Here is a 24485-nt window from a genome sequence, read left to right as displayed (position 1 = left end):
GGCTCGCCGCAAGCCCCTGTGGGAGCGACTTCAGTCGCGACGAGGCTTTCCCGGTAAGGCCCGTCGCGGCTGAATCCGCTTCTACGCGAGCGCCCGCAGCCAAGCCGTCCGGCATCGGCACGACCTTAGCGCCCCGCTCATGGCGACACCGGATCGGCCGCGCCCTGACCAGAGACCGCGCACCGGCACAGGCGCCCCCTCGCGCGCCACGCCGGCTTGCGCCCTGCCCCGCCATCCCTATCCTTGCCGGACGGCCGCGGCGCGATGGCGCCAGCGCCGCCCTCCCCGAAGGACCGCCGATGCCGCCTCCGCCGCTGCCCCGCACTGCCGCCCGCAACCAGAATATCGATGCGATGGCCAAGCTCTCGCTGCTGATCGGGGTGCTGTCGCTGCTGTACTCGCTGGGCCAGGCGCTGCTGTTGCTGACGCTGCCGGACGGGGCGATCGAGGGCGTGCTGCGCGAGGCCGGCCTGCCGTTGCCGCCGCTGCTGCAGTGGTGCGTCGCCCATGCGCTGGCGCTGTCCTGGCTGTCGGCGCTGCTGTCGGCGGGCCTGTGCGCAGCGTCGTGGGCGCTGCTGCAGCGGCGCGACTGGGCGCGGCGGGCCTTCATCGTGTTCCTGGTGGTCACCGCCGTAGCCAACTTCGCGGTGCTGCCGCTGCTGTGGCAACTGCTCGACCTGCTGCAGGCCTGGGCGCCGCAGCACGCCTTCGACCCGCAACAACTCCAGCACGACCTGGCGCTGGGCCGGATCACGCTCATGGTCAGCGGCGCGCTGACCGCCCTGGTCTTCGCCGGCCTGCACGGCTGGCTGGTCTACCAGCTGTGCCGCCCCGCGCTGCGCGCCGAGTTCCGCCGCTGACGCACACCGACCGGCCCGCGCAGTCCGGGCAGCGCGCCGCAGACGCCTGACACAGCCAGCTTCTAGAATGGCGGCATGCATACCTTCGACCGCGTTCGCGACTATCTCACTGGCCTGCAAGACCGCATCTGCGCGGCGGTCGAGGCCGCCGACGGCCAGGCCCGTTTCGCCGAAGACCTCTGGCAGCGCGCGGAGGGCGGCGGCGGCCGCACCCGCATCCTGCGCGATGGCGCGCTGTTCGAGCAGGCCGGCATCGGCTTCTCCGACGTCGCCGGCACCCGCCTGCCGCCCTCGGCCAGCGCCAACCGCCCGGAACTGGCCGGCGCCTCATGGCGCGCGGTCGGCGTGTCGCTGGTGTTCCACCCGCTCAGCCCGTACATCCCCACCACCCACGCCAACGTGCGCTACTTCGAGGCGCAGCGCGACGGCGCCACCGTGGCCTGGTGGTTCGGCGGCGGTTTCGACCTGACCCCGTACTACCCGTTCGACGAGGACGCCCGCCACTGGCACCAGACCGCGCACGACCTGTGCACGCCCTTTGGCGAAGACCGCTACCCGGCGCACAAGCGCTGGTGCGACGAGTACTTCTTCCTCAAGCACCGCAACGAGACCCGCGGCGTCGGCGGCCTGTTCTTCGACGACCTGCATGCCGATTTCGAGCGCGACTTCGCCTACCAGCGCGCGGTCGGCGACGGCTTCCTCGACGCCTACCTGCCCATCGTGGAACGCCGCCGCGGCCTGCCCTGGGGCGAGCGCGAGCGCGAGTTCCAGCTGTACCGGCGCGGCCGCTACGTCGAATTCAACCTGGTCTACGACCGCGGCACCCTGTTCGGCCTGCAGAGCGGCGGCCGCAGCGAGAGCATCCTGATGAGCCTGCCGCCGCGGGTGCGTTGGGAGTACGGCTTCCAGCCCGAACTGGGCAGCGCCGAGGCGCGCCTGGCCGAGTACTTGGTCCCGCGCGAATGGCTGGCATGAGCGCGCCGGCACGCACCGCCGTGCTGGGCCGCGAGGACAAGCGTGCCATCGCCGAACAACTGCAGGCCTACCTGCGCACCGAGCTGCAGCAGCAGGTCGGTGCGTTCGAGGCCGAATTCCTGCTGGACTTCGTCGCCGAGCGCATCGGCGCGCATTACTACAACCGCGGCCTGGACGATGCCCGTGCGCTGCTGGCCACGCAGTTGGACACCCTGGACGACGCGATCTACCAACTGCAGCAGCCCACCGACGCGCGCCGCTGAGCCGGGTCGCGCACGCCGCCAGCGCGGGGTCAAAAATCTGCGGGCATAAAAAAGCCCCGCGGACCAGGGGGAGGTCGGCGGGGCCAGGGAACGGAGACTTGGGGAGGAGTCGCCGTTCCTGGATCTGCTCCAGGGGATGGGAGGAGATCCGCGACAGGTATTGCGCCTGTCGAGGGATATAAGAACATTCCCCACCTTGCTCGTTCGTGAAGATTTAAGTTAAAAATTTGTCAGATTAAGGACGGATTCATTCCCAAAAATCCGTGCAAATAAACCGCGTCAAAATTCCGTTCAATCAAAGCGGTCCTGCACGCGTCGAGGTGTGACGCCAGTAGGAATTTTGCGACGTGTCGCGCCCGATCGGGTCAAAAAACCAACGCGAATGGGATAGCGAAAATCGCGGGCGGGATAATCCTTCGGAAAACCCATTGCGATATACGGCGTGCATGCGCATGCGATGTCTACGCAAGACACCGCAGCGCCAGGTCGGGTCCCGGGTGCATGCCCGGAACCCGGGCGCTCAATGCGCCTCGTCCCAGTTGTCGCCCACCCCGCTGTCCACAACCAGCGGCACCTTCAGCTCCGCCGCGGCGGACATGCGCCCGGTCACTTCCGGCAGCAAGGTGTCGACGAAGTCGGCATCGGCCTCGAACACCAGTTCGTCGTGCACCTGCAGGATCATCAACGCGCGGTCGCGGTGGTCCTGCAGCCAGGCATCCACGCCGACCATGGCGCGCTTGATGATGTCGGCGGCGGTGCCCTGCATCGGCGCATTGATCGCCGCACGCTCGGCACCGGCGCGCAGGCCCTGCTGGCGGGCGTTGATGTCGTTCAGGTACAGGCGGCGGCCGAACAGGGTCTCCACGTAGCCCTGGGTGCGCGCCTGCTCGCGCATGCGCTCCATGAAGTCGCGCACGCCCGGGTAGCGGCTGAAGTACAGCGCCACGTAGTCCTGGGCCTCGCCGCGGCCGATGCCCAGGTTGCGGGCCAGGCCGAACGCGCTCATGCCGTACATCAGGCCGAAGTTGATCGCCTTGGCGGCGCGGCGCTCGTTGCCGGTGACCTCTTCGAGCTTGCGCCCGAACACCTCGGCGGCGGTGGCGCGGTGCACGTCCACGCCGCTGCCGAAGGCGCGCAACAGGCCTGGGTCCTCGGACAGGTGGGCCATGATCCGCAGCTCGATCTGCGAATAATCGCAGGCGATCAGCTTGCGCCCGGGCGGGGCGACGAAGGCGCGGCGGATGCGGCGGCCGTCGTCGGTGCGGATCGGAATGTTCTGCAGGTTGGGATCGGAGGAGGACAGCCGCCCGGTGGCGGCGCCGGCCTGGTGGTAGCTGGTGTGCACGCGACCGGTGTCGGGGTTGACCATCTCCGGCAGCTTGTCGGTGTAGGTGCTACGCAGCTTGGCCAGGCCGCGGTACTCCAGGATCACCCGCGGCAGCTCGTGCTGGTCGGCGATCGCCTCCAACGCCTCCTCGTTGGTGCTGGGCTGGCCCTTGGGGGTCTTCAGCACCGCCGGCAGCTTCAGCTCGTCGAACAGCACCGCCTGCAGCTGCTTGGGCGAGTCCATGTTGAAGCTGCGCCCGGCCAGCGCGGTGGCTTTCTGCTGCGCGGCCAGCATGCGCTGGCTCAGGTCCTGGCTCTGCTTGCGCAGCTCGGCGATGTCCACGCACACGCCGTTGGCCTCGACCCGCGCCAGCACCGGCACCAGCGGCATCTCGATCTCGCGGTAGACCCGCGCCAGCGCCGGCTCGGCGTCCAGCTGCGCCGACAGCGTGCGGTGCAGGCGCAGGGTGATGTCGGCGTCCTCGGCGGCGTAGCCGGTGGCGTCGTCGATGGCCACCTGCGAGAACGCGATCTGCTTGGCGCCCTTGCCGGCCACGTCCTCGTACTTGACCGTGTCGTAGCCCAGGTAGCGCCGGGCCAGCGAGTCCATGTCGTGGCGGCTGGCGGTGGAATTGAGCACGAAGCTCTCCAGCATGGTGTCGTCGGCGTAGCCGCGCACGTCCACGCCGTGGCGGCGCAGCACGTGCAGGTCGTACTTGCCATGCTGGCCGACCTTGGCCTTGGCCGGGTCCTCCAGCAGCGGCTTGAGCATCTCCAGCGCCAGCGCGCGATCCAGTTGCACCGGCGCGCCCGGGTAGTCGTGGCCCAGCGGCAGGTAGTCGGCGCGGCCCGGCTTGGTGGCGAAGCTGAGCCCGACCAGGTTGGCGCGCATCGCGTCCAGCGCGTCGGTCTCGGTGTCGAAGGCGAAGCCGTCGGCGGCGCGCAGGCGCACCAGCAATGCTTCGAACGCCTCGGGTGTGGTCACCGCGGTGTAGTCGCCCTTGGCGGCCAGCGCCGGGTCCAGCGCCGTATCGGCGATTGGCGCCGCGGCCCGGGCATAGCCGGCGGCGGTGCCGCGCAGGCTGGGCGTCGCCTCGCTGGCGGCCTCCGGTGCGGCCACGCCGCCGTCCAGGTCGCGCAACGCCTGGGTGAAGCCGTAGCGCTGGTACAGGCCGCGCAGTTGCTCCGGCTCCTGTTCGCGCAGGCCCAGGGTGCGCGGCCCGCCGGCCAGCGCCACGTCGGTCTTGATGGTGACCAGTTCGCGGTTCAGCGGCAGGCGCTGCAGCGCCGCGCGCAGGTTGTCGCCGATCTTGCCCTTGATGGCGTCGGCATGGGCGATCACCCCGTCCAGGGAGCCATACTCGGCCAGCCACTTGGCTGCGGTCTTGGGTCCGCACTTCTCGACGCCCGGCACGTTGTCGATGGCATCGCCCATCAGTGCCAGCAGGTCGACGATCTGGTGCGGCCAGACCCCGAACTTCTCCATCACCGCCGCGTCCGAATCCATGCGGCTGCCGCTCATGGTGTTGACCAGTTGCACGCCGGGGCGCACCAGCTGGGCGAAATCCTTGTCGCCGGTGGAGATGGTGACGTCCAGGCCGTCGCCGGCGCCCTGCAGGGCCAGCGTGCCGATCACGTCGTCGGCCTCGACCCCGTCCTGGCGCAGGATGGTGATGCCCAGCGCATGCACGATCTGGCACATCGGCTCGACCTGCGCGCGCAGCTCGTCGGGCATCGGCGGACGGTTGGCCTTGTACAGCGGGTACAGGTCGTCGCGGAAGGTCTTCCCCGGCGCATCGACCACGAAGGCCACGTACTCGGGGCGCTCCTTGAGGGTGGCGCGCAACATGTTGACCACGCCGAACAGCGCGCCGGTGGGCTCGCCGGCGGCATTGGTCAGCGGCGGAAGCGCGTGGAACGCGCGATACAGGTAACTGGACCCGTCGATCAGGACTAATCGGCTCATCGGCCAATTCTACGCTGCCGCGTGTAGCCCCTCTCCCACCGGGAAAGGGGTTGGGGTGAGGGTACGACGCGAAGCGACGCGCTGGCTTGGTCCACGCCGCTGCGCCCGTACCCTCATCCGCCCCTGTGGGGCACCTTCTCCCAAGGGGAGAAGGGAACTGCGAGCCCCTCTCCCACCGGGAGAGGGGTTGGGGTGAGGGTACGGCGCGCAGCGACGCGCCGGCTTGGTCCACGAGGCTGCGCCCGTACCCTCATCCGCCCCTGCGGGGCACCTTCTCCCGATGGGAGAAGGGAGAAGCCGTAGCCCCTCTCCCACCGGGAGAGGGGTTGGGGTGAGGGTACGGCGCGCAGCGACGCGCCAACCTGATCCACTAAGCAGCCATCCGCCCGCGCCATTCCCACACCGCATGCAGACACTCGGCGCATACTCTGCGCATGTCCTGCCCGTGGAGAACACCGCAATGAAAGCCCTGATCCTGATCCCGCTGTTGCTGCTGGCGGGCTGCGCCTCCACCGGCCTCGGCCCGGACGGCGCGCCGATGGACGTGCGCGGCGCGGAAACGACCCAGCGCAAGATGGACAACGGCGACACCGTCGACGAATACCGCGTGGGCGGCCAGCTGCGCATGGTCAAGGTGACCCCGGCGCGCGGCCCGGCCTACTACCTGTACGACCGCAACGGCGACGGCCACATGGAAGTGGACGGCAGCAAGGACAATGTGTCGCCCGTGTACTGGAAGCTGTACAGCTGGTGACGTCGCGCCCGGCACGCCGCCCAACGGCGGCGCGCGTGGGCGTGAGCGCGTCTTCCCGATCTGCCAAACGGACGGATGCACGCGCGTGCCGGCTGGTAGCCCCTGTCGCGGCGTCGCCCCTCGGCGCAGCCGCGTGACAGGGCCGAAGCGTCGCGGCAAAGCGATAAGTCGCTCCCACCAGTGGCCGGATGCCGGCCTCGAACGTGTTCGGCACCGCGCCGACGCCGGCGCGGGCCGATCAGCGCCTCAGCGGATCACCAGCACCGGCACCTGGCTGTTGGCGAGCACTTCCGCGGTCTGGCTGCCGAGCAGGACCCGGCTCATGCCGCGGCGGCCGTGCGAGGTCATCACGATCAGGTCGCTGTTGGAGGCCACGGCCATGTCGATGATGCCCTCGGCGGCGTAGCGGTCGAGCACGTGGCGACCGTGCGCGGTCACTCCGGTGGCCGCGGCGGCGGCCAGCGCCGGCGCGAGGATCTTCTGCGCGCCGGCTTCGCGATCCTCACGGTATTCGGGGCTGGCCTCGTAGCCCACGCTCCAGCCCATCGCATCGTACATGCCCATCGCCCAGGGCTCGGACACGGTGACGATATCCACCTCCGCGCCGAGCGCGGAAGCTAGCGCCAGCCCTTGCTGCAAGCCCTTGGCGGACAACTCGGAACCATCGATGGCGATCAGGATGCGCTGGTACATGGCGGTGCTCCGGTAACGCCGCGCGTGGCGGCCAGGAAAGCATTGCACACCCATTGCGCGGCGCCTGCCTTGACCCGGATCAAATTCAGTCGCTGTGCGGCTTCAGCAGGCGTGCCGGATTGCCGGCCACGCGCGCGCCGGCCGGCACGTCGCGGGTGACCACGCTGCCGGCGCCGATCACCGCGTCGTCGCCGATGGTCACCCCCGGCAGCACGATCGCGCCGCCGCCGATCCAGACGTTGCGCCCGATCGTCAGCGGCCGTCCCAACTCCAGCCCTTCGGCGCGCTGCGCGGCATCGCGCGGGTGATCGGCGGCATAGAGCTGCACCGCCGGTCCGATCTGGGTGCCGGCGCCGATGTGCACCGGCGCCACGTCCAGGATCACGCAGTTGAAGTTGAGGAACACGTCCTCGCCGAGATGGATGTTGTAGCCGTAGTCGCAATGGAACGGCGGCCGCACCACCGCGCCACGTCCGACGGAACCCAGTCCTTCGACCAGCAGCGCGTGCCGCCGCGCCGGTGGCTCGGCCAGCGCCGCGTTGTAGCGCTGCATCCAGGCACTGGCCGCGTCCTGCTCGGCCTGCAGCTGTGCGTCGTTGGGACGATACGGTTCGCCGGCCAGCATCTTCTCTTTCTCGCTTCGCATCCTCGCCCTCCCAGGCATCGGTCGATGCCGCCATGATCGCATCGCACTGCGTGACGACCGACGTGCGCCGCCACTGGGTCGTCACACACAGGCGGCTGCAGCTGCGTCGTGACCTGCACGCTACGCCGCATTCACCGTCTGGCAACGCACACGCATCCGATCATCGAACGCCCATGCCGGCGCATTCCAGCCCGCGCGGGCTCTCTCCCAGACAAAGGCGGTGTGCGATGTCCGAGCGTGTGGAAGCAGGTCAGATGGTGTTCGTCGCCGATGGCGAAGTCGGTGTGGGTGCGGTGCGCGAGGTTCGCGAGGGCGGCGCGACGTTCGTCGTCAACATCGAGAATGGCGGCGATTTCGTGGTGCCGTCGAGCGCGGTGCGCGACGTGCATTTCGGCAAGGTGATCCTGGCGGTGGAGCGGCTGCCTGAGCCGCTGCGCGAAGCGCTGCGGCATCCGCACGCCGCGGAACTGCCAACCTCGACCTATGCCGCCAGCGATCCGAACGACGGGGCGCTGAAGGACTAGCCGCGCGGCGACACGTGCACGGTGGCGTATAGGCGATCGACTGCGCCGCCCTGGCATCGTCGGCCGACGGTCGGCGCCGGTAAACGGCATGCCCTGGCCTGGATGCCTGCATCCTCGATCAAGACACCGGTTCATCGAGCGCGTCATCGCGAGTTCCATCACCGCGCGTCGCGGTTGAAGCCGCTCCCACAAGGCCAAGGTCGGCATCGCGGATAGCCTCCCCGTCTGCGCGATCCGGGTAATCCGATCGCCCACCGGCGCCGCGACGGCCACTGCGGACCAGGAACACCCCAGTCGCTGGCGATGGAACAGGTCGCCAAGGTCATCATTGCGCCCTGCACCCCGATCGCCACAAGCCACACGGCTCCCGCATGAACGGCATCGCTTGGCGTTCCTAGGCCAGACAGACACGGTACGCCAGCGACGGCGGCAGGTGCTAACGTTCCGCGCTTCGCATCCCATCCCGCCCTCGGAGCCGCGCATGTTCGCCACCGCTTTCCCCGCCTCCCGTTGCGCCCGCCGGGCGCTGGTCCTCGGCATCGGCCTGGCGCTCGCCGGCGCCGCGCAGGCGCAGGTGGTGCGCACGCCCGACGTGCCGGCGCCGCAGGACACGCCCTACCCCGGCACGCTGACCCTGCAGGTGGACGCCGGCGACGTACGCCAGGGCATCTACCGGGTGCACGAGACCATCCCGGTCAGCGCCGGGCGGCTGACCCTGCAGTACCCGCAGTGGATCCCCGGCGACCATTCGCCGAGCGGGCCGGTGGCGATGCTGGCCGGCCTCACCCTGACCGCCAACGGCAAGCCGCTGCCGTGGCGCCGCGACACCTTCGACGTGTACAGCTTCCACGTCGACGTGCCGCAGGGCGTGAGCGCGATCGATGCCAGCTTCCAGTACCTGTCGCCGCGCGACGACGGCTTCGAGATGACCGACAAGATGCTGCAGCTGGAGTGGAACAAGGTGGCGCTGTACCCGGCCGGCCACGACACCCGCGGCATCACTGTGGCGCCGAGCGTGACCCTGCCGGCCGGCTGGGAATTCGGCACCGCGCTGGAGACCGCCAGCCGCGACGGCGCCACCACCACCTTCAAGCCGGTGGACTTCACCACCCTGGTCGACTCGCCGATCTACGCCGGGCGCTACTTCAAGCGCGTGGACCTGACCCCGGCCGGCGGCGCGCCGGTGCACCTGGACGTGGTCGCCGATGCGCCGCGGTTCCTGGACATCAGCGCCGAGCAGTTGCAGGCGCACCGCAACCTGCCGGTGCAGGCGATCAAGCTGTTCGGCTCGCATCACTACGCGCACTACGACTTCCTGTTTTCGTTGTCGGACGTGCTCGGCGGCAACGGCCTGGAGCACCACCAGTCCAGCGAGAACGGGCTGGGCGCCGACTACTTCAGCGCCTGGAACGAGAACGCGCCGGACCGCGATCTGCTGGCGCACGAGTACACGCACTCGTGGAACGGCAAGTTCCGGCGCCCCGCCGACCTGTGGACGCCGACCTTCAACGTGCCGATGGGCGACTCGCTGCTGTGGGTCTACGAGGGCCAGACCCAATACTGGGGCTATGTGCTGACCGCCCGCGCCGGGATGTGGACGCCGCAGCAGTTCCGCGACGCACTGGCGATGACAGCCGCCAACTACGACCGCAACCGCGCCGGCTTCCGCTGGCGCTCGCTGGAGGACACCACCAACGACCCCACCGCCGCGCACCGTGCGCCGCTGCCCTACCGCAGCTGGCAGATGAGCGAGGACTACTACAGTGGCGGACAGATGGTGTGGCTGGCGGTGGACGCCAAGCTGCGCGCGATGAGCGGCGGGCGCAAGTCGCTGGACGACGTGGCCAAGGCGTTCTTCGGCGTCGACGACGGCAGCTTCGCGGTCAAGACCTACACCTTCGACGACGTCATCGCCGCGCTCGACGGCGTGGTCCACTACGACTGGGCCGACTACATCAACCGGCGCGTGTACCAGGTGGATCCGCCGCTGCTGGAAGGCCTGCAGGCCAGCGGCTGGAAGCTGGTGTACACCGACCAGCCCAGCGAATTCGAGAAGCAGTACGACGGCCGCCACCAGTCGGCGCGGCACCGCTACAACTTCGCCTGGTCGATCGGCCTGGTGATGAACGACGACGCCAGCATCAATGACGTGCTGTGGGATGGCCCGGCGTTCAAGGCCGGGGTCAGCAGCGGCGCCACGGTGCTTGCGGTCAACGGCCAGGACTATTCGCGCGACACGCTCAAGCAGGCGATCGCCGACGCCAAGGGCGGCAGCGCGCCGATCGTGCTGACGCTCAAGTACCAGGGCGGCGTGCGCGACGTGCCGGTGAACTATCACGACGGCCTGCAGTATCCGCACCTGGTGCGGGTCGAGGGCACGCCGGACTACCTGAGCAAGATCATCGCCGCACGGCGCTGAGCCGACCCGCCGCCGCTGCGGTCAACGCAGCGGCGGCAGGTGCGCGACGCGACACCGTCACGCGCCGCACGCGGATGCCGACGACAATGGCAGGCGGAGTTTCCGCCCCGTCCCGTCCCGGCATGCCTGCGATCGAGTTGCTGACCATCAATGCGCACATGGGCTTCAGCGTGCTGAAGCAGCGCTTCATGCTGCCGGAGTTGCGTGCGGCGATCCGCGCCCTGCCCGCGGACCTGGTGTTCCTGCAGGAAGTGCTGGGCGAGCATCAGCTGCATGCCGGCCGCCACGCCGACTGGCCGGCGCAGAGCCAGTACGAATTCCTCGCCGATACGCTGTGGCCGCAGTTCGCCTATGGCCGCAATGCAGTGTATCCGCATGGACACCACGGCAACGCGCTGCTGTCGCGCTTCCCGATCGCCTCCTTCGTCAACCGCGACGTCTCCATCGCCGGCCACGAGCACCGCGGGCTGCTGCATGCGGTGCTGGAGATCCCGGGGCATGCGCTGGCGGTGCATGCGATCTGCGTGCACCTGGGCCTGCGCGAGGCGCACCGGCGTCGGCAAATCGGCCTGCTCGGTGCGCTGATCGCCGAACTGCCGTCACAGGCGCCACTGATCGTCGCCGGCGACTTCAACGACTGGCGCCAGCGCGGGCATCCGCTGCTGCAGCGGCACGGGCTGACCGAGGCCTTCGCCCACCTGCACGGGCGCGTGGCGCGCAGCTTCCCGGCGCGCTGGCCACTGCTGCCGCTGGACCGCATCTACCTGCGCAACGTGCGCATCGAGGCCGCCCGGGTGTTGACCGGCCGCCCATGGTCGCACCTGTCCGACCACGCTCCGCTGCACGCCAGGATCGTGCTGTGAGCCGTGCAGCGAACCGCGACACGCGCTGGCGCCAGGGCCACCGCCTGCAGTTGCTGGAGAACGGCGATGCATATTTCCCACGCGCCTTCGCCGCGATCGACGCAGCCCGGCACGAGGTGCTGCTGGAGACCTTCATCTGGTTCGAGGACAAGGTCGGCCTGGCGCTGAAGGACCACCTGGTCGCCGCCGCGCGCCGCGGCGTGCGCGTACACCTGCTGGTGGACGCGTTCGGCTCGCCGGATCTCTCGCCCGGGTTCGTGCGCGAACTGACCGAAGCCGGCGCCGAGCTGCGCCTGTTCGACCAGCAGCCGACCCTGCTCGGCGTGCGCCTGAACGTGTTCCGGCGCATGCACCGCAAGCTGCTGGTGGTGGACGGGCGGATCGGCATGATCGGCGGCATCAACTGGTCGGCCGATCACCTGGCCGATTTCGGCCCGGAGGCGAAACAGGACTACGCGGTGGAGGTACACGGCCCGGTAGTGGCGGACATGGTCGCGTTCGTGCGGCAGACGCTGGCCACCCACGGCACCGGAGCGGGTTGGGTACCGCAGGCGCAGGTCGATGTGCCCCCGTCCGGCGCGGCCGAGGTGTGCTTCCTGCCGCGCGACAATGCCGGCCGCTCGCGCAGCATCGAACGCGCCTACCGGCAGGCGTTCCGCGGCGCCCGGCACGAGATCGTGGTCGCCAACGCCTACTTCTTCCCCGGCTACGGCTTCCTGCGCGATTTGTGCGCCGCGGCCCGACGCGGCGTGGCGGTGAAGCTGATCTTCCAGGGGCAGCCGGACACGCCGCTGGCGCTGTTCGCCGCACGCGCGCTGTACCGGCATCTGGTCGACGCCGGCGTGCAGATCTTCGAATACTGCGAGCGCCCGTTCCACGGCAAGGTCGCGGTGATCGACGGCCACTGGAGCACGGTGGGATCGAGCAATCTCGATCCGCTGAGCCTGGCGCTGAATCTGGAAGCCAACCTGGTGATCCGCAATGCCCGCTTCGCGCGCGACCTGCATGGGCGCCTGCAACGGCTGATGCAGCGGCATTGCCGCGAAGTCGTGCCCGCGCAGCTGCCACGCGGGCGCTTCTGGCAACCGCTGCTGCGGCCGTTGCTGTTCCACGTGCTGCGCAACGTGCCGCAGTGGGCCAGCCGCCTGCCCAAGCGCACGCCGCGCACCGCGGTGCTGCGGCGCAAGCGGCACGCGCCATGAACCATCCGCGCACGCGTTGGCGCATGCTGCGCCACTTCGCTTATCTGGCCTTCCTGGTGTTGGTGGCGGTCTTGCTGGTGCGCGCCGCGCGCACCGTGGACTGGGCGCAGGTCGGCACCACCCTGGCCGGCTACGGTGCCGGCACCCTGGCCGCCGCCGCAGGCCTGAGCCTGGCCAGCTACGTGCTGTATGCCGGCTACGACCTGGCCGCGCGTCGTTACGCGGCGCATGCGGTGCCGACGCCGCGGGTCATGGCGATCGCGGACATCGCCTACGCCTTCAGCCTGAATGTCGGCGCGCTGATCGGCGGCACCGCGATCCGCTACCGCCTGTACGGACGCGCCGGGCTGGGCCTGGCGACGATCAGCCGCGTGGTCGGCTTCGCCATCGCCACCAACTGGATGGGCTATCTGCTGCTGACCGGCGTGCTGTTGCTCAGCGGCCGCCTGCGCACGCCGGCGCAGTGGCCGCTGAGCGGCGCGGTGCTGCCATGGGTCGGCGCCGCCATGCTGGGCTTGGTGGTGGCCTACCTGATCGCCTGCCAGCGCGCGCATGGCCGCAAGCTGCAGGTGCGCGGCCACGTCCTGCACCTGCCGCCGTTGCCGCTGGCCCTGCTGCAACTCGGCCTGGGCACCGGCAACTGGACGCTGATGGGCGCCCTGCTGTACGTGCTGATGCCGGCCGGCGTGGCCTATAACTCGGTGCTCGGCGCCCTGCTGGCGGCGGCCGTGGCCACCGCCATCGCGCACGTGCCGGCCGGCATCGGCGTGCTGGAAGCGGTGGTGTTGCCGCTGCTGGGATCGCAGGCACCGCAAGCGGAACTGCTGGCGGCATTGCTGGCCTATCGCGCCTTCTACTACCTCGGCCCGCTGCTGCTCGCCTGTGCGGGCTACGCGGTGCTGGAGGCGCGGAGACGGCGCGGCGCGGGCTGAGCGAGGCCGTGCGCGCGCCGGCCCCGGACCCGTGACGACCGTACTTGTTGCGGTGCGCCTCCGGTGCTAGCGTCGCAGCGCACGCGTCCTGGAGCAGGGCGGTCATGCCGCCGCACGGACGCGCTCTTCGGCACCCCGGCACGGCCGGCCGAGTGAACGCGCGCAGCGCACACCATTGGCTGTCCTCATCGCCGCACACCATTCCCGGGAGGTCGCATGAAACTGCTGTTCGCCGTCGCGTTGGCGACGCTGCTGTCACCGTGTCTGTCCGCATCCGCCGCACCCGCTGGGCCCTCGCCCCTGCTCGGCAACTGGGCCGTGGACGTGGCGCGCCTGGATCGGGCGCCGCAGGATCGGCCCAAGGCCGTCACCCTGCGCTTCAGCGAGGCGGGCAAGGGCAAGTGGGCCGTCAAGGTCGACATCGCCGAACAGGGCGGCGGCACCATGCATGCCGAAGGTGTGGCCGCGCTCGATGGCCGCGCCACCCCGGTGAAGAACAACTTCGAGGCCGATGTCTTCGCCCTGCAGATGCCCGCGCCCAACGTGCTGGTGATGATGCTGTCCAAGGACAGGAGCGTGGCCTCGACCCGCATCTACACCGTCGCCGCGGACGGACGCTCGATGACCGAAACCGTGTCCGCATTCGCACCGGACGGCACGCCGACGATGCGCACCAACTACTTCACCCGCGTCGCGGCGTCGCAGCGCTGACGCATGCGCAGGGTGACGCATCGCCTGCGCACATCAGAACGCGGGCTGCCAAGGATGGCAGCCGTGGCTGTCTGGACGAGCCTGCTCGGCGGGTGCGGTGCGGCGGGATCACCATCGCATCCCTCGCGCAGCGAACCGCCGCCAGTCTGGATCGGCATGCCGTGTTCGGCAACGACACGGCAGCAGGATCGGCGTCTGCTCGCATCGCCTGCCGACAATTCGAAGATCTGCGTGGATCGCGGTGCGGCACGCCTGGACTACCGCCCGGATGCACTGCGCATCGTCGTTTACCGCAATGAGGTCGCCGCCGTGCTGTTGCAGTGCGCATCGGCGCAGCAGGCGGCGACGTTCTTTCGCGAGAACCAGGGCAAACGCGCAATTCTGGTCGTGGGTGACACTGCGATCAGTGAACCTCACGTGTCATTGCCCATGATGGGGTGCGGGTGGCAATCCGCCAGCGACCTGCAGGACGCCATCACCCAATGCGAACGCATCGCCACCGCCTGGTCACGGCCGGCGCAGCGCTGCTGGAGCGTGTGCGATCAGGCCGAAAACGCGGGCAACGACGGCATCTGCATCGCGCACAAGCGCACGCCCTGATCGCGAGGCGGCACCAGGTCCGCCTGCTGCCGCCACTCACAACACCGTCAGATTGGCGTACGCCATCACCAGCCACTTGGCGCCGGCCTCGTCGAACTGCACCTGCACGCGGGCGTGGGCGCCACTGCCTTCGTAGTCGATGACCACGCCGCCGCCGAACTTGGGGTGCTGCACGTTGGCGCCGAGCTTGATCGCCGGGGCCTCGATCACGCTGTGCCCCATGCTGCGCGGCGCGCCCAGCGAGGCGCTGCGCGACACCTGCACCTTCGGCCGCACTTCGTGCAGCAGCTCGCGCGGGATCTCGCGCAGGAAGCGCGAGGGCACGTTGTAGTTGTCCTGGCCGTGGATGCGCCGCGACTCGGCGTAGCTCAGCACCAGCTTGTGGCGGGCGCGGGTGATGCCGACGTAGGCCAGGCGCCGCTCTTCCTCCAGGCGCCCGCTCTCTTCCAGCGAACGCGCACTGGGGAACAGCCCGTCTTCCATGCCGGCCAGGAACACGATCGGGAATTCCAGGCCCTTGGCCGAGTGCAGGGTCATCAGCTGCACGCCCTCCTCGCCGGCCTGGGCCTGGCCTTCGCCGGCCTCCAGCGAGGCGTAGGCCAGGAACGCGACCAGCTCGGTCATCGCCTGGCGGCCCTCGTCGGCGTCCTCGTCGCCGTCGGCGCGGACGAAGCGCGAGGCCACCGACACCAGTTCGTCGAGGTTGTCGGTGCGCGATTCCGAATCCAGGCCGCCGCGGCTCTCCTTGCTCCAGTGCTCGCGCAGGGTGGAGCGCGCCAGCACCTGGTCGATCTGTTCGGGCAGCGGCAGCCCGGCCACGTCCAGGGCCAGTTGTTCGATCAGGCCCAGGAACTGGCCCAGCGCGTTGCGCGCGCGTGCAGCCAGGTCGCCGCCCTGCTGCGCGGCCTGCTGCGCCGCGGCCCACAGCGACAGCGAATGCGCGCGCGCCAGCCGCCGCACCTCGTCGAGGGTGCGGTCGCCGATGCCGCGCGTGGGTGTGTTCACCGCGCGCTCGAACGCCGCATCGTCGGCGCGGTTGGCGACCAGGCGCAGGTAGGCCAGGGTGTCCTTGATTTCGGCGCGCTCGAAGAAGCGCATGCCGCCATAGACACGATACGGCACCTGTTCGGCGATCAGCGCCTCTTCGAACGCGCGCGACTGCGCGTTGCTGCGGTAGAGCACCGCCGCCTCGCTGTAGCTGCCGCCGTCGCGCACCCACTGGCGCACGCGCTCGACCACGTAGCGCGCCTCGTCCACCTCGTTGTAGGCCGCGTACAGGTCGATCGGCTCGCCGTCGCCCGAATCGGTCCACAGCTGCTTGCCGATGCGGTCGGGGTTGTGCGCGATCACCGCGTTGGCGGCGTTGAGGATGTTGGCGCTGGAGCGGTAGTTCTGCTCCAGGCGGATGGTCTGCGCGCTGGGGAAATCGGTGAGGAAGCGCTGCACGTTCTCGACCTTGGCGCCGCGCCAGCCGTAGATCGCCTGGTCGTCGTCGCCGACCACGAACACGTGGCCGCTGTCGCCGGCAAGCACGCGCACGAACGCGTACTGGATGGCGTTGGTGTCCTGGAACTCGTCGACCAGGATCTCGCCGAAGCGGGCGCGGTAGTGCGCCAGCAGCGCCGGGGTGTCGCGCAGCAGCTCGTGCGCGCGCAGCAGCAGTTCGGCGAAGTCGACCAGGCCGGCGCGGTCGCAGCGCTCCTGGTACAGCGCGTAGGCGTTGCGCAGGGTGGTGACCCACTCGTCGCGCGGCTCCGGCTGGATGTGCTGCGCGCGGCGGCCCTCGTCCTTCTGCTGGTTGATCCACCACACGATCTGCTTGGGCGGGAACTTGCCCTCGTCCAGCTCCAGCTGCTGCACCACGCGCTTGACCAGTCGCAGCTGGTCGTCGGCGTCGAGCACCTGGAAGCTCTCTGGCAGCTTCGCGTCCTGCCAATGCAGGCGCAGCAGGCGGTGCGCCAGGCCGTGGAAGGTGCCGATCCACATGCCGCGGCTGCCGTTGCGCAACTGCAGGTCGGCGCGGTGGCGCATCTCGCCCGCGGCCTTGTTGGTGAAGGTGACCGCCAGAATGCCGTGCACCGGCACGCCATGCACCTGGTGCAACCAGGCGATGCGATGGGTAAGCACGCGCGTCTTGCCGGAGCCGGCGCCGGCCAGGACCAGATAATGGCCGGGCGCGGCGGAAACGGCCTCGCGCTGGGCGGGGTTCAGATCGTCGAGCAAATGAGAGACATCCACCCGCGCATTTTAGCCGGTGCAGCGGCGCAGCGGCTGCGACAGCGCGCGCCGCCGAACAGGCGATGTGGCGTCAATCGGTGCGAAACAACCGTTCAGCGAGGAAATCCACGAACACGCGCAGCTTCGGCGATAGCTGCCGACGCGACGGCCACACCACGAAGAACGCGCCGCCATCGGCCATGTGTGCGCCCAGCAGCGGCTGCAGGCGGCCATCGGCCAACGCATCCCGGGCCAGGAACGCCGGCATGCAGGCGATGCCCAGGCCGGCGATCGCCGCCGCGCGCACCGCTTCCATGTTGTTGCAGGTGAGCACCGCCGGCGGCAGCGGCGTCGGTTCCGCAAGCGGCCAGTCCTGCGGCTTGCCGGTGCCGGGAACGCGGAACAGCACGCCGTCGTGCGCGGCCAGCTGCGCCGGGGTCTGCGGCACGCCGCGGCGGCGCAGGTAGTCCGGCGCCGCGCACAGGTGGAAACGGAACGGTCCCAGGCGCCGCGCCAGCAGCCGCGAGTCGGCCTGCACGCCGCTGCGGATCACCGCGTCCAGGCCGTGTTCGAGCAGGTCGACCACGCGGTCGTCGAACTCCAGGTCCAGTTCCACGTCCGGATAGCGCTGGCGGAACTCGGGCAGCAGCGGCACCAGGAAGCGGTAGCCGATGGTCGGCAGGCCGACCCGCAGCCGCCCGCGCGGCGCCTGCCGGGTCTGCGCCAGCGCGTCCTCGGCCTCGCGCAGGTCGGCCAGCACGCGCTGGCAATGCTCCAGGAACAGCGCGCCCTCGGCGGTCAGCGCGATGCGCCGGGTGGTCCGCTGCAGCAGACGTACGCCGAGCTCGCGCTCCAGTGCGGCCACGCTCTTGCCCACCGCCGAGGCCGAGAGGCCGAGCACGCGGCCGGCGCCGACGAAGCTGCGCTGTTCGGCGGCACGGACGAAGGCGACGATGCCGGTGAGGCGGTCCATCCCAAGATATTAGAGCGTTCCATTCCGTAAAGCGCGGAGGATCGCGGCCTTTTTCGCGGATTGCCGCCTGGGTATCTCTAGTGGCCTCCCGACATCCGCCGCAAGAGGCCCTCCGATGACCCTCGCTTCGATCCCCGATTCCACTCCCCTGCCGCGCCGCGGCGCCGCCCTGGCCGCGGTGTGCCTGGCGGCCCTGGCGCTGCCGCTGAACTTCTCCGGCGGTGCCGTCGCCACCCCGGCGATCGGCGCGGCCCTGGGCGGCGGCGCGCTGGCCCTGGCCTGGATCACCAACGCCTTCATGCTCAGCTTCGGCAGTCTGCTGCTGGCCGCCGGCGCGCTCGCCGACCGGCATGGGCGGCGCCGGGTGTTCCTTGTAGGCCTGGCGCTGTTCGCCAGCGCCAGCCTGGGCGTGGCCGTGGCCGGCTCGGTCGCGGCGATCGACCTGTGGCGGGCGCTGCAGGGCGTCGGTGCCGCCGCCGCGCTCGCCGCCGGCACCGCGGCGCTGGCCCAGCTGTATACCGGCGCGGCGCGCACGCGCGCGTTCAGCCTGCTCGGCACCACCTTCGGCACCGGCCTGGCGTTCGGCCCGCTGGCCGCCGGCGCGCTGAGCGAACGGCTGGGCTGGCGCGCGATCTTCTTCGGCGTGGCCGCGGTCGCGGCGCTGGCGTGGGCGTTGGCCGCGCGCTGGCTGCCGGCCTCGCGCGATCCGGCCGCCGGCCGGACCGCGCCGGCGCGCTGTGTTTCAGCGCGGCGCTGGCGCTGTTCACCGCCGGCCTGATCCAGGGGCCGCACAGCGGCTGGGGCAGCGCCGCGACGCTGGCCCTGCTCGGTGCCGCGGCCCTGTTGCTGCTCGCCTTCGTGTGGATCGAACGGCACCGCCGCCATCCGCTGCTGGACCTGAGCCTGTTCCGCTACCGGCGCTTCGTCGGCGTGCAGTTGCTGCCGGTCGCCACCTGCTACAGCTACGTGGTGCTGCTGGTGTTGCTGCCGCTGCGCATGATCGGCGTGGATGGCGCGCCGGCTGCCAGCGCCGGCCTGACGCTGTTGGCGCTGTCGGCGCCGATGCTGCTGGTGCCGAGCCTGGCCGCCGCATTGGCGCAACGCATCAGCCCGGCCTGGCTGTCAGCGGCCGGATTGGCGGTAGCCGCGGCCGGCCTGTGCTGGTTGGGCGCGCGGCCACCGGCGCAGGCGCTGCCGGCGCTGCTGTTGATTGGCGCCGGCACCGCCCTGCCCTGGGGCCTGATGGATGCGCTGTCGGTCAGCGTGGTACCGACCGAACGCGCCGGCATGGCCGCCGGTCTGTTCGGCACCCTGCGCGTGGCCGGTGAAGGCATCGCCCTGGCCAGCGTGGCAGCCCTGCTCGCTGCCTTGGTGCAGATGCGGCTGGCCGCGGTCGCGCCGCAGCTGCCGCACGCCGCCCTGGCGGACACCGCACAGCGGCTGGTCGCCGGCGATCTGGCGGCATCCACGCAGGACGGCGCGCTGTCCGCGGCGCAACTGCGCCTGGCCTACGCCGCGGCCTTCGGCACGCTCACCCGGGTGCTGGCGGCGATCACCGCGCTGGCGGCGATCGCGATCTGCGTGCTGCTCGGGCGCACGCCGCAGGACGCGGTGGAGGGGAGCCGCTGATCGCAACCGGCGACGCACCTGTAGGAGCGGCTTCAGCCGCGACAAGTGTGGCCGGCAATGCCCCGTCGCGGCTGAAGCCGCTCCTACGAGGTCACACGTCGGCCCGCCGCCGCAAACGCGCGCGATGTGAGGAACCCAAATTTCGGCCGCGCCGCACCGCACCGGATCGCGGCGGAGGCATGCGCCGCGGCGGCGCTCAATGCACGGCGGACACCGGCAGCTCCAGCGCCAGCAGCGCCTGCGCGGTCTGCTGTGCCTGCACCCGCAGTTCGGGGATCGCCAGGCTTTCCCACAGGCTGCCGATGCGCAGGCTGCCGAGCACGCGGATGCGCGGCGTGGCGCGGCCGTCGGCGTCGAGCAGCGCGCCGTCGGCGGCGCTGCCCACGCCGATGCCGTGCGGCCCCGGCTGCGCATGGCCGCAGCCGAGCAACTGGTGCAGCAGCGGATTGCGCATGGTCTGTGCGCGCAGTTCGACGCCGGTGGCATTGATCACGCAGTGCGCGTCGAGCTGCAGCGGCGCACCGTCGGCGCCCATGCCGTTGACCTGCACGCAGGCACCGACCGGGAACACCGTGTCCAGCCGCGCGCGGTGCAGGCGCAACTGGCCGACCCGGCGCATCGCCTGCAGTTGCGCGAAGACCGGCGCGGCGATGCGATGCCGGTGCACGTCCCAGTAGCGCACTACGTGGCGCAGGAAGCGGCGCTGTTCGGTCACCGACAGCGACTGCCACAGCGCCTGGCTCAGCGGGCGCACCCGGTCCATCACGCTCTGCCAGGGCTGTCCCTGCGCCTGCGCCGCGGCAGCGTGGCGGCGTAGCGCGCGCATCCGCAGGCGCAGCGGCATCGCCAGCAGCGCCTGCGCATCGAAGTCGGCCGGTGCGCCATGTGCGGCATGCGGCAACGGCAGCAGCGCGTGCCGCGAGACCACGTGCACCGGGCCGCGGTGCGCGTTGGCCAGCAGGGTCAGCACGCTGTCGGCCATGCTCAGGCCGGAGCCGACGATGCAGACCGTGGCCTCGCGCGGAATCGCCTGCAGCTGCGCGTAGTCCCAGGCCTCGATCCGCGACGGCGCGTCGAGACTGGGGGCACCGCGCGCCGGCAGCGGACGCAGGCTGTTGCCCAGCGCCAGCACGGTGGCGCCGGCGTGCAGCGGGCCGCCCTCGTGCAACTGCAGGAGCTGCCCACCGGTCGGCTGCGGGTGCAATGCCAGTACCCGCGCCTGGCGCCATTGCAAACGCGCCGGCCCGGCGGCCTGCGCCTGCCACAGACGTGCGCGCAGATAGGCGGCGTAATGGCGGCGTTGCACATAGGCCTCGGCCAGTGCGGCACGCGACAGCTGCGGATACAGCGCCTGCTGCTGCAGCCAGTCGAGGAAGTCGTCGGGCGCCTCGGCGAAGGCGCTCATGCGCCCGGCCGTCACGTTCAACAGGTGTTCGGCGCAGGGCGTCGCATAGGCCACGCCCTGCGCCAGCGCCGGCTGCGATTCGATCAGTTGCACGCGCAGCGCGATGCCGGCCTGGCGAAGCAACTGCAACGCGACCAGCACGCCGGCCGCGCCGCCGCCGACGATGGCGATGTCGCAGTCGTCCTCGGCCGGTTCGCTGGGCACAAGCTCATTCATGCCGCGATTGTAAGGGAAGCCCCCACCGGCCCGGCCCGCGGCTGAGAACCGTCGCGCATGTGCCGGCACCGATCGCGCATGAGCGCGTCATGCGCCTGTCATCGGCGTGCGTCACATCAGCGCATCGGCCAGGCGCGCGATGCCTTCGCGGCTGCGCCGCCAGGCCGGCCGCTTGCGCCAGTCCTGCAGCGTCAGCACCCGCGCATCGGCCAGGTAGTCGGCCTCCACCGCGCGCAGCCGCTGCACCACCGCGGCGCTGTAGCACAGCATGCCGACCTCGGCGTTCAACGCGAACGAGCGGATGTCCAGGTTGATCGACCCGACCAGGGCGATGCCTTCGTCCACGCTCAGGTGCTTGGCATGCAGGAAGCACGGCCGGTACAGCGCGATCTTGACCCCGCTGCGCAGCAGTTCGTCGTAATAGGCCTCCTGCGCCCAGGCGGTGAGCCGCTGGTTGTTGCTCTCGGACAGGATCAACTGCACGTCCACCCCGGACAGCGCGGCGATGCGCAGCGCGCTGAGCGTGGCCTCGTCCGGCACGAAGTACGGCGTGACCATGACGATGCGCCGCCGTGCCAGATGGATCAGCGCGTTGACCGTGTCGCGCGCGTTCTCGAACGGGTACGCCGGCCCGCTGGGCAACAGCTGCGCGGCGACGCCGCCGCCGTGGATGGAGGCGGGCGCGACCACGCTCAGGCGTTGCCCGGTCTCGATGAACCAGTCGCTGGCGAACACCGCTTCCAGGTGCGCCACCACCGGTCCCTGCACCCGCGCCACCAGCTCGCGGTTGGGATGGCCGGGCACGAACTGCGGCTCGGCCAGGTTCTGCGAACCGATGTAGCCGACACGGTTGTCGATCACCGCGATCTTGCGGTGGTTGCGCAGGTCCATGCGGCCGCTGCGGCGCCAGCGCAGCCCGCCCGGCAGCAGCGCCTGCACCTCGACCCCGGCCGCGTGCAGGCGCTTGCGGTAGCGGCGCAGGCCACGACGGCCGCCGCGCGCATCCAGCAGCAGCCGGCAGCGTACGCCGCGTGCGGCGGCGCGCAGCAGCGCCGCGCTCACCGCATCGCCGACCGCGTCGTCGAACATCAGGTAATACAGCAGGTGCACGCGCTCGACCGCCGCGTCGATATCGTCGATCAGCGCCTGCAGCGAGGCCGCGTAGCGATCCAGCAATTCCACGCTGTTGCCGTGGGTCGGCATGAAGTCGCCCTGGCGCTCGACCAGCGGCACCACTTCGGCGACCACGGTGTCGGCCGGCGGCGCCCAGCGCAGCGCGGTCAGCGGCACCTGCTGCTCGCGGATCACCTGCGAGGCCAGCGCCTGGCGGCGGATGCGCTCGCGCGAGAGCCAGGGATGGCCGAGCAACAGGTACAGCGGCAACCCCAGCAGCGGCACGAAGCCCACCAGCAGCAGCCAGCTGCGCGCCGCGCCGGGGGTGGTGCGGGTGGGGATCCACAACAGCGCCACCAGCCGGATCAGCCAGTCCAGCGCCAGCAGCCACGTGCCTTCCAACCAGACCGGCAGCATCGCGATCCTCGCAACCCAGGTCGCCCGATTCTGCGGACTGCGCCGGCAAACGCAACCATGGCCGCAGCGGCGTCGCGCTTTTTCGTTGCCCCAGACGCAGGAAACCCGCCTTGCGGCGGGTTCCGTATGCAACGTGAGCAGCGATCCGAGGATCAGCCGATCACTTGATCTTGCCTTCCTTGTACAGGACGTGCTTGCGCACGACCGGATCGTACTTGAGGAATTCCATCTTCCCCGGGGTGTTCTTCTTGTTCTTGTCCGTGGTGTAGAAGTGGCCGGTACCGGCCGAGGAAATCATACGGACCTTATCGCGCTTGCCTGCCATGATGCTCTACTCCTCAGACCTTTTCGCCGCGCGCACGCAGCTCAGCCAGAACGCTGTCGATGCCGTTCTTGTCGATGGTGCGCAGCGCGTGCGCGGAAACCTTCAGCTTGACCCAGCGGTTCTCGCTGGCGACCCAGAAGCGGCGCTCGTGCAGGTTGGGCAGGAAGCGACGACGGGTTCTGTTGTTGGCGTGGGAGACGTTGTTACCCGTCTGCACACGCTTGCCGGACACTTGGCATACGCGGGACATTGCGCACCTCGATAGTAGTTTGAGTCGCCCATAGCCTGGGAGACGGCGGCCCCGGCAGCCCTGCGGCCACCACGCGACGTGGGAAATCAAGCGGTTACGCTGGAAGAGGCCGGCCGGAGATCGCGCATCCGGCCGCCGTTCCGACCGGAGCCGGGCACAGCGAGCCGCGTATTATGCAGGTGATCAAGGACTTGTGCAAGTTGTCCACAGGCGGCCTGGCCGACTTGAACGGCCGGGGCGGCACGTGCGGCCTCGCACGCCGCTGGCGATGGTCGTCGCCGGCACCGACTAGACCGGCTCCGCGGGGCCCAGCACCTCCACCGCCCACTCGATGAACGCGCGCAGCCGCTGGCTCATGTGCCGGTTGGGCGCGAACATCAGGTGCATCGGCATCGGCGGCAACAGCCAGTCCTGCAGCAGCGGTCGCAGCGTGCCCTCGGCCACGTGCGATGCTGCCATGTAGGACGGCAACACGACCACGCCCAACCCCGCCAGGCCGGCGGCCAGATAGGCGTTGCCGTCGTCGAAGCCGACCTGGTAGCGGCCCTGCACCTCGCACTGCTCCTCGCCGCGCCGCGCCTGGAAACTGCGCGCGCGGCCGCTGCGTGGGCTGAGGAAGCCCACCGTGTGATGCGTCGGCCCGTCCAGCGCGCGCGGATGGTCGGGCACGCCGTGCCGGTGCAGGTACGCCGGGCTGGCGTGGAAGCCCAGCGGCAGACTGGCCAGCGGCCGCGCCACCAGCGCCGGATCGGCCGGCACGCCGCCGCGGATCACGCAGTCGACCTGGTCGGCGATCACGTCGACCTCGCGGTCGCTCACGCCCACGTCGAGCTGGATCTGCGGGTAGCGGGCATGGAAGTCGGGCAACGCCGGCACCAGCCGCAATCGCGCGTACGGGCCTGGCACGTCGATGCGCAGGCGCCCGCGCGGTGCCGCCGCGGCGCTGCCCAGGCCGGCCTCCACCTCTTCCAGTTCGGCCAGCAGGCGGGCGATGCGCGGGTAGTAGGCGGCCCCGTCGGCGGTGACGCTGACCCGCCGGGTGGTGCGGTGGAGCAGGCGCAGCCGCAGGTGCGCCTCCAGTTGCTGCACCAGTTGGGTCACGCTGGTGCGGCTGAGCTGAAGGGTATGCGCGGCGCGAGTGAAGCTGCCGGTCTCGACCACGCGCGCGAAGGCCCGCATCGCCTCGAATCGGTCCATCGGCCGCCC

23 protein-coding genes are annotated in these 24485 nt (G+C 70.5%); 13 read left to right on the top strand and 10 right to left on the bottom strand.

Annotated features, from left to right (window positions below; translation table 11 throughout):
• The first annotated feature begins 299 nt into the window (after nucleotides 1-299).
• From PIQ37_RS12220 to PIQ37_RS12210, 3 genes are all read left to right on the top strand, one after another.
• Entirely contained in the window at nucleotides 300-860 is a 561-nt protein-coding gene (locus PIQ37_RS12220) for a hypothetical protein (RefSeq protein WP_342073677.1), read from the top strand.
• A 75-nt stretch (nucleotides 861-935) separates the two neighbouring features.
• Nucleotides 936-1835 carry an oxygen-dependent coproporphyrinogen oxidase gene (hemF, locus tag PIQ37_RS12215; RefSeq protein WP_342073676.1) on the top strand — a complete coding sequence of 300 codons (900 nt, stop codon included), beginning with the start codon at nucleotides 936-938 and terminating at the stop codon, nucleotides 1833-1835.
• Nucleotides 1832-2098: a DUF2164 domain-containing protein gene (locus PIQ37_RS12210; protein ID WP_342073675.1), complete on the top strand. Its 267-nt coding sequence runs from the start codon at nucleotides 1832-1834 to the stop codon at nucleotides 2096-2098. Before hemF ends, PIQ37_RS12210 begins: the two co-directional genes overlap by 4 nt.
• Before the next feature lie 520 nt (nucleotides 2099-2618).
• Here PIQ37_RS12210 and polA read toward each other — a convergent pair.
• Nucleotides 2619-5390 (bottom strand): DNA polymerase I, encoded by a 2772-nt coding sequence (gene polA, locus PIQ37_RS12205; RefSeq protein ID WP_342073674.1) that lies wholly within the window; start codon nucleotides 5388-5390, stop codon nucleotides 2619-2621.
• A 460-nt stretch (nucleotides 5391-5850) separates the two neighbouring features.
• On the opposite strand from polA, the gene PIQ37_RS12200 reads away from it, so the two are divergent.
• Nucleotides 5851-6144 carry a DUF2782 domain-containing protein gene (locus tag PIQ37_RS12200; RefSeq protein WP_254459595.1) on the top strand — a complete coding sequence of 98 codons (294 nt, stop codon included), beginning with the start codon at nucleotides 5851-5853 and terminating at the stop codon, nucleotides 6142-6144.
• A gap of 246 nt (nucleotides 6145-6390) precedes the next feature.
• Here PIQ37_RS12200 and PIQ37_RS12195 read toward each other — a convergent pair whose 3' ends face one another.
• Together PIQ37_RS12195 and PIQ37_RS12190 are read right to left on the bottom strand one after the other, a co-directional pair.
• Nucleotides 6391-6837 (bottom strand): universal stress protein, encoded by a 447-nt coding sequence (locus PIQ37_RS12195; protein WP_342073673.1) that lies wholly within the window; start codon nucleotides 6835-6837, stop codon nucleotides 6391-6393.
• Nucleotides 6838-6922: 85 nt separating this feature from the next.
• Complete coding sequence (locus tag PIQ37_RS12190) at nucleotides 6923-7483, bottom strand: sugar O-acetyltransferase (RefSeq protein WP_295864992.1); 561 nt, start codon at nucleotides 7481-7483, stop codon at nucleotides 6923-6925.
• 227 nt (nucleotides 7484-7710) lie between these two features.
• Here PIQ37_RS12190 and PIQ37_RS12185 point away from each other — a divergent pair, with 227 nt between their 5' ends.
• The 7 genes from PIQ37_RS12185 to PIQ37_RS12155 all read left to right on the top strand — a co-directional run bounded on the left by PIQ37_RS12185 (nucleotide 7711) and on the right by PIQ37_RS12155 (nucleotide 14734).
• Nucleotides 7711-8007, top strand: coding sequence for a hypothetical protein (locus tag PIQ37_RS12185; RefSeq protein ID WP_342073672.1), 297 nt, complete (start codon nucleotides 7711-7713; stop codon nucleotides 8005-8007).
• Between the two features lie 481 nt (nucleotides 8008-8488).
• Complete coding sequence (locus PIQ37_RS12180; protein ID WP_342073671.1) at nucleotides 8489-10426, top strand: M61 family metallopeptidase; 1938 nt, start codon at nucleotides 8489-8491, stop codon at nucleotides 10424-10426.
• Nucleotides 10427-10548: 122 nt separating this feature from the next.
• Nucleotides 10549-11289, top strand: coding sequence for an endonuclease/exonuclease/phosphatase family protein (locus PIQ37_RS12175; RefSeq protein ID WP_342073670.1), 741 nt, complete (start codon nucleotides 10549-10551; stop codon nucleotides 11287-11289).
• Nucleotides 11286-12491 carry a cardiolipin synthase ClsB gene (clsB, locus tag PIQ37_RS12170; RefSeq protein WP_342073669.1) on the top strand — a complete coding sequence of 402 codons (1206 nt, stop codon included), beginning with the start codon at nucleotides 11286-11288 and terminating at the stop codon, nucleotides 12489-12491. The genes PIQ37_RS12175 and clsB overlap by 4 nt, the downstream gene beginning before the upstream one ends.
• Nucleotides 12488-13423 (top strand): lysylphosphatidylglycerol synthase domain-containing protein, encoded by a 936-nt coding sequence (locus PIQ37_RS12165; RefSeq protein WP_342073668.1) that lies wholly within the window; start codon nucleotides 12488-12490, stop codon nucleotides 13421-13423. Before clsB ends, PIQ37_RS12165 begins: the two co-directional genes overlap by 4 nt.
• 216 nt (nucleotides 13424-13639) lie before the next feature.
• Nucleotides 13640-14134, top strand: a complete 495-nt coding sequence (locus PIQ37_RS12160) for a hypothetical protein (RefSeq protein WP_342073667.1) — start codon at nucleotides 13640-13642, stop codon at nucleotides 14132-14134.
• Nucleotides 14135-14197: 63 nt separating this feature from the next.
• A complete protein-coding gene (locus PIQ37_RS12155) occupies nucleotides 14198-14734 on the top strand; it encodes a hypothetical protein (protein WP_342073666.1) in 537 nt (178 codons plus the stop codon).
• 36 nt (nucleotides 14735-14770) lie between these two features.
• Here PIQ37_RS12155 and uvrD read toward each other — a convergent pair whose 3' ends face one another.
• Together uvrD and PIQ37_RS12145 are read right to left on the bottom strand one after the other, a co-directional pair.
• Nucleotides 14771-16972, bottom strand: a complete 2202-nt coding sequence (uvrD, locus tag PIQ37_RS12150) for a DNA helicase II (RefSeq protein WP_342073665.1) — start codon at nucleotides 16970-16972, stop codon at nucleotides 14771-14773.
• Nucleotides 16973-17042: 70 nt separating this feature from the next.
• Nucleotides 17043-17924 carry a LysR substrate-binding domain-containing protein gene (locus PIQ37_RS12145; RefSeq protein WP_342073664.1) on the bottom strand — a complete coding sequence of 294 codons (882 nt, stop codon included), beginning with the start codon at nucleotides 17922-17924 and terminating at the stop codon, nucleotides 17043-17045.
• A 115-nt stretch (nucleotides 17925-18039) separates the two neighbouring features.
• Here PIQ37_RS12145 and PIQ37_RS12140 point away from each other — a divergent pair, with 115 nt between their 5' ends.
• On the top strand, nucleotides 18040-18702 hold the full coding sequence (locus PIQ37_RS12140; protein WP_342073663.1) for an MFS transporter: 663 nt from the start codon (nucleotides 18040-18042) through the stop codon (nucleotides 18700-18702).
• Nucleotides 18591-19553 carry an MFS transporter gene (locus tag PIQ37_RS12135; RefSeq protein ID WP_342073662.1) on the top strand — a complete coding sequence of 321 codons (963 nt, stop codon included), beginning with the start codon at nucleotides 18591-18593 and terminating at the stop codon, nucleotides 19551-19553. Before PIQ37_RS12140 ends, PIQ37_RS12135 begins: the two co-directional genes overlap by 112 nt.
• Before the next feature lie 196 nt (nucleotides 19554-19749).
• Here the strand turns inward: PIQ37_RS12135 and PIQ37_RS12130 are convergent, their stop codons facing one another.
• The 5 genes from PIQ37_RS12130 to PIQ37_RS12110 all read right to left on the bottom strand — a co-directional run bounded on the left by PIQ37_RS12130 (nucleotide 19750) and on the right by PIQ37_RS12110 (nucleotide 24476).
• Complete coding sequence (locus PIQ37_RS12130; protein WP_342073661.1) at nucleotides 19750-21174, bottom strand: FAD/NAD(P)-binding protein; 1425 nt, start codon at nucleotides 21172-21174, stop codon at nucleotides 19750-19752.
• 111 nt (nucleotides 21175-21285) lie between these two features.
• Nucleotides 21286-22704, bottom strand: coding sequence for a cardiolipin synthase (cls, locus tag PIQ37_RS12125; RefSeq protein ID WP_342073660.1), 1419 nt, complete (start codon nucleotides 22702-22704; stop codon nucleotides 21286-21288).
• Nucleotides 22705-22864: 160 nt separating this feature from the next.
• Nucleotides 22865-23032, bottom strand: a complete 168-nt coding sequence (gene rpmG, locus PIQ37_RS12120; RefSeq protein ID WP_169411268.1) for a 50S ribosomal protein L33 — start codon at nucleotides 23030-23032, stop codon at nucleotides 22865-22867.
• A gap of 10 nt (nucleotides 23033-23042) precedes the next feature.
• Nucleotides 23043-23279, bottom strand: a complete 237-nt coding sequence (gene rpmB, locus PIQ37_RS12115; protein WP_160969509.1) for a 50S ribosomal protein L28 — start codon at nucleotides 23277-23279, stop codon at nucleotides 23043-23045.
• A gap of 288 nt (nucleotides 23280-23567) precedes the next feature.
• Entirely contained in the window at nucleotides 23568-24476 is a 909-nt protein-coding gene (locus tag PIQ37_RS12110; RefSeq protein WP_342073659.1) for a LysR family transcriptional regulator, read from the bottom strand.
• Nucleotides 24477-24485: the final 9 nt, after the last annotated feature.

Source organism: Xanthomonas protegens, assembly GCF_038442435.1.
Taxonomy (GTDB): domain Bacteria; phylum Pseudomonadota; class Gammaproteobacteria; order Xanthomonadales; family Xanthomonadaceae; genus Xanthomonas_A; species Xanthomonas_A sontii.
Note: the sequence above shows the minus strand (reverse complement) of the source record. Positions and strands in the feature narration are given on the sequence as shown.

Excerpts from the sequence above, each read along its gene's own strand:
- PIQ37_RS12160 (WP_342073667.1), top strand. The coding sequence starts at position 13,640 with ATGAAACTGCTGTTCGCCGTCGCGTTGGCGACGCTGCTGTCACCGTGT.
- PIQ37_RS12180 (WP_342073671.1), top strand. The coding sequence starts at position 8,489 with ATGTTCGCCACCGCTTTCCCCGCCTCCCGTTGCGCCCGCCGGGCGCTG.
- PIQ37_RS12200 (WP_254459595.1), top strand. The coding sequence starts at position 5,851 with ATGAAAGCCCTGATCCTGATCCCGCTGTTGCTGCTGGCGGGCTGCGCC.
- PIQ37_RS12210 (WP_342073675.1), top strand. The coding sequence starts at position 1,832 with ATGAGCGCGCCGGCACGCACCGCCGTGCTGGGCCGCGAGGACAAGCGT.
- PIQ37_RS12195 (WP_342073673.1), bottom strand. The coding sequence starts at position 6,837 with ATGTACCAGCGCATCCTGATCGCCATCGATGGTTCCGAGTTGTCCGCC.
- rpmB (WP_160969509.1), bottom strand. The coding sequence starts at position 23,279 with ATGTCCCGCGTATGCCAAGTGTCCGGCAAGCGTGTGCAGACGGGTAAC.
- polA (WP_342073674.1), bottom strand. The coding sequence starts at position 5,390 with ATGAGCCGATTAGTCCTGATCGACGGGTCCAGTTACCTGTATCGCGCG.
- PIQ37_RS12130 (WP_342073661.1), bottom strand. The coding sequence starts at position 21,174 with ATGAATGAGCTTGTGCCCAGCGAACCGGCCGAGGACGACTGCGACATC.
- PIQ37_RS12185 (WP_342073672.1), top strand. The coding sequence starts at position 7,711 with ATGTCCGAGCGTGTGGAAGCAGGTCAGATGGTGTTCGTCGCCGATGGC.
- PIQ37_RS12220 (WP_342073677.1), top strand. The coding sequence starts at position 300 with ATGCCGCCTCCGCCGCTGCCCCGCACTGCCGCCCGCAACCAGAATATC.
- PIQ37_RS12140 (WP_342073663.1), top strand. The coding sequence starts at position 18,040 with ATGACCCTCGCTTCGATCCCCGATTCCACTCCCCTGCCGCGCCGCGGC.
- PIQ37_RS12145 (WP_342073664.1), bottom strand. The coding sequence starts at position 17,924 with ATGGACCGCCTCACCGGCATCGTCGCCTTCGTCCGTGCCGCCGAACAG.
- PIQ37_RS12175 (WP_342073670.1), top strand. The coding sequence starts at position 10,549 with ATGCCTGCGATCGAGTTGCTGACCATCAATGCGCACATGGGCTTCAGC.
- cls (WP_342073660.1), bottom strand. The coding sequence starts at position 22,704 with ATGCTGCCGGTCTGGTTGGAAGGCACGTGGCTGCTGGCGCTGGACTGG.
- hemF (WP_342073676.1), top strand. The coding sequence starts at position 936 with ATGCATACCTTCGACCGCGTTCGCGACTATCTCACTGGCCTGCAAGAC.
- PIQ37_RS12190 (WP_295864992.1), bottom strand. The coding sequence starts at position 7,483 with ATGCGAAGCGAGAAAGAGAAGATGCTGGCCGGCGAACCGTATCGTCCC.
- PIQ37_RS12165 (WP_342073668.1), top strand. The coding sequence starts at position 12,488 with ATGAACCATCCGCGCACGCGTTGGCGCATGCTGCGCCACTTCGCTTAT.
- PIQ37_RS12110 (WP_342073659.1), bottom strand. The coding sequence starts at position 24,476 with ATGGACCGATTCGAGGCGATGCGGGCCTTCGCGCGCGTGGTCGAGACC.